Annotated in this window: 6 protein-coding genes and 1 pseudogene; 4 read left to right on the forward strand and 3 right to left on the reverse strand. The window is 70.7% G+C overall.

Translation table 11 applies throughout. The features are described 5' to 3' along the window. Window positions 1–164 precede the first annotated feature (164 nt). On the forward strand, window positions 165–1,628 hold the full coding sequence (locus D7V80_RS10260; RefSeq protein WP_120587979.1) for a hypothetical protein: 1,464 nt from the start codon (window positions 165–167) through the stop codon (window positions 1,626–1,628). Here the strand turns inward: D7V80_RS10260 and D7V80_RS10265 are convergent. Genes D7V80_RS10265 through D7V80_RS10275 form a run of 3 tightly spaced genes read right to left on the reverse strand, consistent with a single transcriptional unit; the run spans window position 1,611 to window position 8,513 of the window. Next, complete coding sequence (locus D7V80_RS10265; protein ID WP_120587980.1) at window positions 1,611–5,258, reverse strand: hypothetical protein; 3,648 nt, start codon at window positions 5,256–5,258, stop codon at window positions 1,611–1,613. The two genes, D7V80_RS10260 and D7V80_RS10265, sit on opposite strands and share 18 nt — an antisense overlap. Beyond that, window positions 5,255–7,288: a CHAT domain-containing protein gene (locus D7V80_RS10270; protein ID WP_120587981.1), complete on the reverse strand. Its 2,034-nt coding sequence runs from the start codon at window positions 7,286–7,288 to the stop codon at window positions 5,255–5,257. The genes D7V80_RS10265 and D7V80_RS10270 overlap by 4 nt, the downstream gene beginning before the upstream one ends. Before the next feature lie 52 nt (window positions 7,289–7,340). Next, the gene (locus D7V80_RS10275; RefSeq protein WP_120587982.1) at window positions 7,341–8,513 is read right to left on the reverse strand and encodes a trypsin-like serine protease; all 1,173 of its coding nucleotides are present in this window, start codon (window positions 8,511–8,513) and stop codon (window positions 7,341–7,343) included. Window positions 8,514–8,591: 78 nt separating this feature from the next. Here D7V80_RS10275 and D7V80_RS10280 point away from each other — a divergent pair, with 78 nt between their 5' ends. The 3 genes and pseudogenes from D7V80_RS10280 to D7V80_RS10290 all read left to right on the forward strand — a co-directional run. Continuing rightward, window positions 8,592–9,527 (forward strand): GNAT family N-acetyltransferase, encoded by a 936-nt coding sequence (locus D7V80_RS10280; protein ID WP_120587983.1) that lies wholly within the window; start codon window positions 8,592–8,594, stop codon window positions 9,525–9,527. Window positions 9,528–9,611: 84 nt separating this feature from the next. After that, window positions 9,612–10,199: a PadR family transcriptional regulator gene (locus D7V80_RS10285; RefSeq protein ID WP_120587984.1), complete on the forward strand. Its 588-nt coding sequence runs from the start codon at window positions 9,612–9,614 to the stop codon at window positions 10,197–10,199. After that, window positions 10,196–10,817, forward strand: a pseudogene (locus tag D7V80_RS10290) (apolipoprotein acyltransferase); the annotation flags it as partial. The gene D7V80_RS10285 and the pseudogene D7V80_RS10290, both read left to right, overlap by 4 nt.

Here is a 10,817-nt window from a genome sequence, read left to right on the forward strand (position 1 = left end):
ACGACAGTGCAGCGGTTGTGCCACGCGGGGTGCCATGCGCCCTTCCAGTCATTGCAAGGGATTGGACGGGAGGGGTCGGGCGTGGACGGAGCCGTTTTCCAATTCCTGGACCGGCCTCCGGAATCTGGAATCGATAGAACGTGGGTCCTGCCAGGAGCCGAAGGATGCCCGAGCCCGAGAAGGATGAAGCGCTGCAGCTGCTGCTCGCGCGCGCTGACGACCGCCGGCCGGTGCTGGAGGAAGGGCTTCCCGCGGACTCCACCCGGGATGCCCCCAGGCCCGCGCCGCTTCCTCGCCGTGCCGAGGGCCTGACGCTGGAGCGCCCCGACGCGAGCCCGAATGACCTGGCCTCGCAGCGCTGGGGTGTCATCGCGCCGCCGGGCACGAAGGGCGATGCCCTGCTTCGCGCCATCGAGCCGCTCCTCCAGCACCGCGAGCAGGAGCAGGGCGCGCCCGTGATGCGCTACCGCGTTCCTCCCAGCATGGACGCGAACGCGGCGGTGCGCTGGAAGGAGTCGGTGCACCGGGCCGAGGACGTCCCCGAGGAGGAACGTCCCAGGTACCTGCTGCTGCTCGGGGACCTGCCCGACGTGTCCATCGAGTTGCAGCACGTGCTCGCGCATGGCGCGTTCGTGGGACGGCTTCACGTGGGGCTGCCCGACGGTGAGCCGGACCTCGCGGGCTACACGTCCTACGCGGAGAAGGTGGTCGCCGCCGAGAAGCAGGGCGCGCCTCCGGAGGCCCCGGACATGCTCCTGTACACGGCGCGCGATGGGACGACGGCCACGGCCTCCGGACACCAGTTGCTGGTGGAGCCCTGCCGGCAGGTCATGGAGACGCGGTGGAAGCAGAAGCGGCCCGCGTTGAAGGTCCAGGAGGTTCCCTATGACTACGCGGACGCGGACGCGCTCCTGGAGGCCGCGGCCGGTGCGCGCTCGGCGGTGATGCTCACGGTGGCGCATGGACTGGGGCGGCCCTCGAAGGGCTGGGCTTCTCCCGAGGAGCAGCGGGCCCTGCAAGGCGCGCTGACGCTGGGCGGAGGCCCGCCGCTCACGGGAGCACTGCTGCGGGACACGCCCTTTCTGCCTGGAGGCATGTGGTTCAGCGTGGCGTGCTTCGGCGCGGCGACGCCACCGGACAGCGCGTTCCATGCATGGCTCGCGCAGATCTCTGCGGCTGGCGGGTTCGCGGGCCGTCCTGACTCCGTGCTGCACAGCCTGCCCAGGGCAGGGGAGCGTCCCTTCGTGGCGGCGCTGCCCCAGGCCCTGCTGGCGAATCCGCGCGGACCGCTGGGCATCATCGGCCACAGCGACCTGGCGTGGACGCTGGGGTTCCTGGACACGGAGGATATGACGCGCAGCCGTGCCTCGCGTGTCCTCTCCTCGCTCCAGATCCTGTCCAACGGCAGCCGCGCGGGCGTCGCCCTGGACGCGCTGATGAGCGCGTACCGTGGCGTCAACGATGCATTGTTGGCGGGCTACCGGGCGCGGCAGGACGCGCAGGTGTATGGCATTCCGGATCCGGTCGACCCGAAGCGACTGGGCTATCAGTGGATGCAACGCAATGACTTGCGCGGCTATGTGCTGCTTGGAGATCCCGCTGCAAGGCTTTCAGGGCAGCAGCTTTAGCGTCGGTGGCGGCCTCACGAGCGGATCCCGTCTGTGCTCCCGCGCACATTCCGCATAGCCACGCCGCGCCTGCTCCTCGCTTTCATCCAGGTAGCTGCGACGGACGTCCGGAGGAAGGCAGTCCTTGTTGACGGCCCGAAGCCGTCGCTGGAGATCCGAAACCTCCAGGGGCCAGAGCTGTGCCGGCCCATCGGCGCACACCGTCAGGAGCTGGTGCCCGTCCGGACTGAACTCGGCGGATGCGACCTCCGACTCACAGCCCTGGATCACCAGGGGCAAGCCCGTTCCGTCCGCCCTCCACACCCGCGCGGTCCCGTCTCCTGATGTCGTCACCACCAGATGTCCATCCGGGCTGAAGCGGGCGGAGGAGACGCGGTCCAGGTGTCCCTGGAGCACGATGGGCGCACCTGTCCCGTCCGCCCTCCACACCCGTGCGCTCTTGTCCGCCGAAGCCGTCACCACCCACTTGCCATCGGGGCTGAAGCCCGCGGAATAGACGTCACCTCCATGTCCCTTGAGCACCACGGGGGTGCCCGTCCCGTCCGCCTTCCACACCCGCGCGGTCTTGTCCGCCGACGCCGTCACCACCCACTTGCCATCCGGGCTGAACGCGGCGGAGGAGACGTCACCTTCATGCCCCAGGAGCGCCACGGGCGTGCCGCTTCCATCCGTCCTCAGCACCTTCGGGGTCCGGGCCGACGCTGTCACGACCCACTGACCGTCGCGGCTGAACCGGGCGGAGAGCGCTTCGTCGTACCCCAGCACCCGCGGTGTCCCGCTCCCGTCCGCCCTCCACACCAGGGGCACGCCCCTGAACCGGACCGTGGTCAAGATCCACTGACCATCAGGACTGAACTCCGCGGAGCCGATGGGCGTGAGCGGATCCCCGCTCATCACCACGGGCTTGCCGGTTCCATCCGCCCGCCACACCCGCGCGCTCCCGTTCTCGAAGGCCGCCACCACCTGCTGTCCATCCGGGCTGAACGCGGCCGATGAAACGGGGCCCGCGCGCCCATCGAGCACCACGGGGGCTCCCGTCCCATTCGTGCTCCAGACGCGAGCAACTCCATCGCTGCCCGCCGTGACGACCCGCGACCCATCCGGACTGAACCGCGCGGACTGGACCGCCTCTCCGGGGCCCTGGAACACCGTGGGAATCCCGGGCCCGCCCGCCTTCCAGACCCGGAGGGTTCCATCCCTGGACGCGGTGATGATCCGCTGCCCGTCCGGACTGAATCGCGCGTCCTCGACCCAGCCCTGGTGCCCCTTGAGCACCTGGGGTGGGACGGTTCCATCCGCACGCCAGACCCTGGCGGTCCTGTCCAGGGAGGTGGTCACCACCCACAGGCCATCCGGGCTGAAACCCGCGGACATGACGGAGTCCGCATGGCCTTCGAGCACGATGGGCGTGCCCTTCCCATCCGCCTTCCACACCCGCGCCGTCCTGTCCGTCGAAGCCGTCACCACCCACAGTCCATCCGGGCTGAAGGCGGCGGAATGGACGTCCCCCTCATGTCCCTTGAGCACGATGGGGGTGCCCGTCCCATCCGCCTTCCACACCCGCGCCGTCTTGTCCGTGGAAGCCGTGACCACCCGTTGTCCATCCGGGCTGAACTCGGCGGACATGACGGGCTTCGAGTGCCCCTTGAGCACCACGGGCGAGCCCTTCCCATCCGCCTTCCACACCCGCGCCGTCCCGTCGAATGACGTGGTCACCACGCGCCGTCCCTCCGGGCTGAAGCGTGCCGACAGGACCGAGGCCTCGTGCCCGACCAGCATCACGGGCTTGCCGGTTCCATCCGCCCGCCGCACCTGCGCGCTCATGTCCGCCGAAGCCGTCACCAGCCACTGTCCATCTGGACTGAAGCTCGCGGCGTAGACGGTGTCTTCGTACCCCCGGAGCACCACGGGCCTGCCCGTCCCATCCGCCCGCCACACCCGGACGGTGGCGTCCTGGGACGCGGTGGCAACCCATTGCCCGTCCGGGCTGAACTCGATGGAGCTGACGACGCCCAGATGGCCCGTCAACGCCACGGGTGTGCCCAGCCCGTCCACGCGCCATACCCACGCCGGTCCGTCCATGGACGCCGCCGCCACCCGCTGGCCGTCCGGGCTGAAGGCCGCGACGTGCAGCGGATTCGTTCCCTGGAACGTCACCTCCGGGACGGGTTCCTTCAGGAAGTCATGCGCCAGCTGCGTCCACCATCGCGCCTGCCCGGGTTCGGGCACTTCGAGCAGCAGCTTCGTGGCCATCGCGGTGAAGCCGCGGCCTTGCAGGTCGCGAGCTCCCGTCATCAATGCCAATCCCCGCGCATCTCGAGCCTGCTTGACGGCTTCCTGCTTCGCGAGATCCGCCGCAGTCGTCGCCTGCTCCGCCTGGGTCCGCTCCGTCAGGGCCCAGATGAGCAGCAGGGCCATCAGCACCGCCACTCCCGCCGCCGCCGAGGCCAGGACGATGAGTCTGCGCCGCTCGGCCGCTTCACGCCGGCGCTGTCGTTGCGCTGACTCACGCTCGATGCGCTGCTGCTTGAGCTCGAACACCTTGCGCGCGAGCCAGTCGTGTCCCAGCTCGAAGTACCGGCTGCCCTGGTGCTGCTCCGCGTGCAGCACCGCCGCCGCTTCCAGGTGCGTCAGCACCTCGTCCGCGTGCTCGGGTGGAAGCTCGGCGCGGGCCTCCTTCTCCGTCAGCAGGGCCCGGCTGCCATCGCTCGCGATGAGGTACTGCTCCAGCAACCTGCGCGCCGCCCGCTTCTTGTCGGAGCCGAGCGCATCCAGTGTCGCCTCCAGGTAGCGGTGCACCATCGGCTCCGCGGCGACAGGCTCCACGGCCTGGCCCCGCGCCCGCTCGTCCCACAGCGCCCGGCAGACGATCTGCGCGAACGCGGCCTGCACCTCGGCGTCGTCGTCCTGCTCGCCCTGGCCCGCCATGCGCACCTGCCGCATCAGCGCGCGCACCTCCTGCTCGGACCAGGGCTGCGAGGGCAGGCCCTTCTCCGTGGCCAGCCGGCACGACACCTTCACCATCTCGCCCACGGTGAGCGGCCCCAGCCGGAAGCCCTGCTCCAGCAGCTCGCGCCGGCCCCGCACGCGGTCCCGGAAGCGCCCCAGGTAGTCCTCGCGCATCGCCAGCACGAGCTGCAGCCCGCGCACCGGCTTGCGCGCCAGCGCGTCCAATCCCTTCAGCAGCGCGCCCGTCGCCTCCACGTCGCGCCCCGGCAGGAAGAGCTGCTCCAGCTGGTCCAGGTAGATGAGCACCGGCCGGTCCGAGCGCTGCGAAGCAAGCTCCAGCGCCGCGTCCAGCGCCTGCGCCGTCCCCGCCTGCTCCGGAGGAGGCCCCAGCTCCAGCTCCGCGTGCATCGTGCTCACGAGCCGCGCCAGCGGAGCCTCCCCCGCGAGCCACCCGTCGATGCGCACCGTGCGGAACTCGTGCGCCTCCTCCAGCAGCGGAATCACGCCCGCCTGCATCACCGACGACTTCCCCGCGCCCGAGGGGCCGAAGAGCGTGAGACACGGGTGCGCGAGGATGCGGTTCACCAGCCGCTGCGTCACGGTCTCGCGGCCGAAGAAGCGCTCGCGGTCCGCCGCGCGGTAGGGCTGCGGCCCGAGGAAGGGATTCACCGGGGCGCTCATCGCGAACCTCCCGGCGTCCCCATGCCCAGGGACTCAGCCACCGCGCCCGTTTCCGCCTGCACCACCTGGATGCCCGCGCCCGCGGGCAGGCCCCGGCCCGACTTCCACGACTCCGCCTCATGCACCCCGGGCTCCAGCAGCACCAGGCTCTTGCGAGGCAGAGGCCGGCGTCCGAACAGCCGCGACAGCAGCATGCGGTGGTGCCATGCCAGCAAGGACAGTCCCACGAGCAGCGTGGGCCGGCTGTCCAGCGCCCCCAGGAGGGTGTCCGCCAGGTCCGGTGGCAGGACAGACTCCAGGTCCCGCACGCCGTGCAGGTAGTCATCCTCCGTGAGCAGGGGCGTTTCGAAGACGCGGTCGGGCAGGTAGCCCCGGTACAGCCTCACCAGCGCCACGTCGCGCGAGGGGTCGAAGTCCAGGGGCAGCGTGTCGAGCGGTTCCCAGCCCTGTCCCGGCAGGCGCCGACGGATCAGCGCGGAGCCCTCGTCGGGCGACGAGGGCTGGATGACATACAGCGGCAGCTCGGGCCGGTGCAGCGCGAGCGCGTGCTCCAGCACGGGCATGCGCAAGAGCGTGATGTGGACGCCGGGCTTCAGCCGCCGCGCCAGCGCCTCCACCAGCGGCAGCGTGGGCGTCGCATCCCGGAACACCTCCTGGAAGTGCGAGTCCAGCGTCTTGGGCCCGAAGCGCAGCGTGAACCGCTGCGCCAGCGCGCTCATCGGCAGGGCGTCCGGCACGGCCCACGGCGTGCCCCTCATCCGGCCGTGCAAGAGCTCCCGCAGGTCATCGTCCGTGATGCCCCCGTGGTCGCCCAGCACCAGGGAGAAGGGACGTGAGACCAGGTCCAAGAGGCCGCGCAGGGACGGGTCCTCGCCGCGCACCGGTTCGGCCTGCACGGGGGCTCGGGGCGCGGTGTTCGTCCGGGCGGGCCGGAAGGAGAAGAGGGTGGTGTCACTGCCTCGCAGGTACAGCACGGGGGAGAAGGCCTCGGCGCTCTCGCCAAACTCCGTCAGCACCGTGCTGCGCGCGTCGTGAAGGCAGCGGGCCACGTCGCCCCGGTGCCGCGTGTCGCCCACCAACGCGCGATAGAAGGCCCGCGAGCACGCGCGCGCCACGTCTGTCTTCACCGGCCACAGGTGCGCCACCACCGCGTCCGCGCCGCCCTGCGCGAGCAGCTCCGCCGCGCTCGTCAGCGCCCCCGGCTGAGCGCCCTGACAGGCTTCGAGCACCACCAGGCGCAGGTCGCCCCGGAAGGCTCCCGCCAGCTCCTTCGCGAGCAGCTCCACGGAAAGCCATGCGTCCGCGCCGTCCGCATCCGTGAGTTGCAGGACCGGAGCCCCCTTCGCGTCCACGCCGCCATGACCGATGAAGTGCAGGATGTGCGGCGCGGGCTCCGAGCGGAGCCGGTCGATGACGTAGTCGCGCCGCGAGCGGGCCCCCACGAGCGGCTCCATCCACTCCAGCGCTCCGGAGTCGATGGCCGGCTGGAGCATGGCGCGCAGGCGGGCCGGTGCCGCTTCATCCAGCGGCGAGACGACGAGCAGCCGCACGGCCCCGGTGACCTCGCGAGGAAGCCAGGGCTTCGTGGACTGCACCCCGCGCACGATGCACAGCTCCGGCGAGATGCCGAGGAAGTCGAGCGGCCCGGATGGTCCACAGAGCGCCTCCCACGGAAGCGCCTGGAGCTCGCGGTCCCGGGGCAGGAGCCGCAGCAGCAGCGGCTTCTGGCTCGCGGTGTTGCGCAGCACGCCGCGCAGCTCGAGCAGCACCTCCTGGAGCCCCTCGCGGAAGAGCGCGGAGTGCAGCGCCCGCGCCTGCTCGGCGGACTCCAGGGGCACCCCGCGCACGGCCGCGTCCCGCACCCACTCGCCGAAGCGGCGGAGGGCCTCGCGCGAGTGCGCGGGCCCCAACCTGTGCGGCGCGGGCTGTTGGCCTCCGCTGCCCCGCGCCGTGGCGCTGACCTCATCGCCAGCCAGCGCGAGGTCGACCTCCAGCCAGTATCCGGGCGCCGCCGTTCCGCTCGTGCTCATGCGCGCGGAAGCCTACCCCGTCCATACGGCACCCGAAGCAGGCGACCGTGAATCAATAGAAAGTACGTCCGAGCACGGTGGCGTTGACGACCGCCGTTTCGCCATACACGCCGATGAACCAATCCCCACCGGCCGCGTAGGTGAATGAGCAATACTCCAGGTTGCTGCCCGTGTCGCCGGAGCGGCAGTCGTAGTTCGTCAGCGTCGGCGGCGCGCCGTAGCGCACGTAGAGGGTGCCGTTGCCGGTGCCCTTCTGCATCGCCACGACGAACGAGGGGGCGCTCGGCATGGTCAGGGAGTAGTGCTTCCAGCCACCCTGGGGTGCGTTCACGTAATTCTGCGTCACGCGCGGCGCGGTCTTCAGCCGCGGGGTCACGTAGTCGATGAACCCCTTGAGGTACGCAGCCCGCTCGAAGATGTTCGGCGCGGAGCAGCCCAGGTTGTAGCTGGCGACGCCCACCAGCTTCTTCCCGGAGGGGCCGTCCACGACCAGCGGGCCCCCCACGTCCCCGGCGCAGAAGGCGTTGCCCTGCGCCGAACCATCCGCCCCCAGTTGGTCGGCGGTGAGGGGCTGCCCCAGCGCCAGGGAGGCATCCGCGTTGGACATCAGCGGCACGCTCATCTTCATCAGCGCGTCTGGGATTGCACCGCCCGGGGTCGTCTGCCCCCAGCCCGAGAGCGTGGCGATGACACCTGGGGTGGTGTAGCCGGCGGTGACATCCGCCGCCGTCGCCACCGGCAGCGCCGCCACCGTGGTGCCATCGAGCACCAGCGGGGTGAGCACATGCAGGAGCGCCGCGTCGTTGCCCTGTGTCGCATCCCATGCGCCAGGGAAGGGAACGATGTCCAGCAGCGTGCTCACCTGCCGGGTGCTGCTCGTCGCCGTCAGGCTGTTGCTGCCCGCTACGACCCGCAGGGTGCTGGGATGCGGGGGCGACACGATGCTGCTCCCCAGCACGCACTGCCGAGAGGTGAGGACCCAGTGGGTGTTGATGATGGTGCCGCCACACAGGTGATTCCCGGCCTGGTCCTGGAGGGACACCATCCAGGGGAACTCACCGGCGGCGGCGGGCGTGGCCCCCAGGAGCGGCTGAGCGGCCTGCGCCACGGCGGGCGGAGCGCCGACCGCTTCAGGGCCACAGCCAGCGCCCAGGGACAGGAAGCCCAGCGCGACGGTGGCACGCAGGGAAGGGGACCACGGGAAGGACGAGCGGGGAGAGGTCATGCGGCCACTCTACGGTTCGTCCCTGGGACGCGAGCAAGCAGGCTTGTTTTCACCGTTTGAACCAGGAGAGTGGCCGCCATGGACGCGAAGGCATATCGCTGGCTCATCAATGAGCTGGACAAGTGGCGGGTCCCCGTCGACCTGGCGGCGCTCCGCAAGCGTGGCCCCGAGGTGTTCGACGCGCTGGTGGAGATCCTCGAGCTGGGCAAGCTCTCCGTCCGGCAGCGAGTGAACGCGCTCCGGGCGCTGAGCGAGCTGAGCCTTTATTGGAAAGGCGCTCTGGAGCGGAGCACCGTCCTGGTGCGGGTCGCCAAGACCCTCGTTGTCGGCGACGAGCAGGCGTTGCGTGAGGTGGCGGCCCGGGTGCTGGTGTTCCAGTTCTTCCGGCAGGAGCACTCCGCGGCCCTGCGGTCACTGTTGGGCGCCGAGGAGCTGAAGTCGCTGCTGGAGCGCGCCGAGGCGCTCGGGTTGAGCGACGAGGTCCGCGACAACGTCTGGCATTCCTTCAATCGCGACACTGCGCGGCGGCGCTTCCACATCCGGCGAGCAGGGAGCTTTGACGGGAGCATCCTCGAAGACATCCGCCGAGCCGCCTTCGAGCCCGTGTTCGCGTCGTTCCGCGCGCTCCTGGGCGACGAGATCTACGAGCTCGCGCAGGCGAAGCAGGACGCACGCCAGGCCGACCTGCTTCGAGAGCTCATCGCTCCGGACTCGGGCTGGGACGTGTTCGTGGCCGAGGTCGAGATGCGCGTGGTCGGCTTCGTCGCGGTGAAGGTCGACCCGGAGACGCTCATCGGAGAGATAGGTCTGAACGCGGTCCATCCCGCTCACGCCGGACATGGGGTCGGGACGTCGCTCTACGAATTCGCGCTCGGCCACATGAAGCGCGCGGGCGCCAGGGTCGCCACCGTGGCGACCGGTGGCGATGCGAGCCACGCACCCGCGCGGCGCGCCTACGAGAAGGCCGGCTTCCATGCCGCCATCCCCAGCGTGTGGCTCTGTCGCCTGCTGTAGCCCTTCCCCTCACCACCGCGAACGAGCTCCGCGGACTGGCGTCCGGATATATCAGTCTGATATATCCGGACGGAGGAGGCAGTCATGGCGAGGGAGAGCACCTGTCGGTTCGCCATCCTGGGGATGCTGTGCCGGGAGCCGATGAGTGGGTACGACCTGCGGAGCGCCATCGAGCGGTCGGTGGGGCATTTCTGGCAGGAGAGCTACGGCAACCTGTACCCGACGTTGGAGCGGATGGCGGAGGAGCGGCTCGTGGAGCTCGAGCCGGAGGAGCGCACGCAGGGCGGGCGGATCCGGAAGGTGTACCGGGTGACGGAGGCGGGGCGGACGGCGCTCGCGGAATGGCTGCGGCGGCCGGTGCTCCCCCACGTCGAGCGCAACGAGCTGTTGCTCAAGCTCTTCTTCGGGGCCCAGGTGGGGCCCGAGGACTCCCTGGCGCAGGTGGAGCGCAGCCGCGCCGAGGCGGAGGGGTTGCTGGCGGCGCTGCGCCTCATTGACGAGAACGTCAGCCAGGCCCGGAGCGACGACCCGGAGTTCGCCTACCAGCATTTGTCGATTCGCGCGGGACTGCTCGGGCTGGAGGCGCACCTGCGCTGGTGTGACGAGGCGCGCGAGGCGCTTCAGCGGGTGAAGCGGACGGCGGGCTCGACGAAGAAGAAGGGCGCGCGATGAGCGCTCATCCGGACGAAGGAGCGCGGCGTCTGCCCACGCTCATGCCGTGGCTCGCCCTGGGGGCCGGGGCCGCGCTGGTGCTGTTGCTGAACACGGAGTGGGCGGTGCTGCCCGGCTGGCTGATGGGCGCCCTGTTCCTCTACTTCTCCCGGCGGCAGCGTCCCGCGGTGGGCTTCGTGGGGCTCCTGGTGGCCAACACCGTCGCCGCTGGCGTGGCGAACCTGGGGGTGTTCCCGGGCTCCGCCGCGAGCGCCTTTGGCATGGCCCTGGGCGGCGCGGTGGTCGTCGCGGGGCTGTACCTGGCGGACCGGCTCATCGTGGGGCCGCGCGGCTCCTTCGCAGGGACGCTCTTCCTGCCGGCGGCGACGACGGGGCTGGAGCTCTTCAGCAGCATGGGCAACCCGTTCGGCACGTGGGGCGTGCTGGCCTACACCCAGGCAAAGGTGCCGGTGCTGGTGCAATGGGTGTCGGTGACGGGGCTGTGGGGCCTGACGTTCATCCTGGTGTGGTTCGCGACCGTGGCCAACTGGGCGTTCGAGCACCGGGACACGGGGCGCCGCGTCCTGCCCGGGGTGGCGGTGTACGCGGCGGTGCTGGTCGCCATCCTCGGCTTCGGCG

It is taken from the genome of Corallococcus sp. CA054B (assembly GCF_003611625.1).
GTDB classification, from domain to species: domain Bacteria; phylum Myxococcota; class Myxococcia; order Myxococcales; family Myxococcaceae; genus Corallococcus; species Corallococcus coralloides.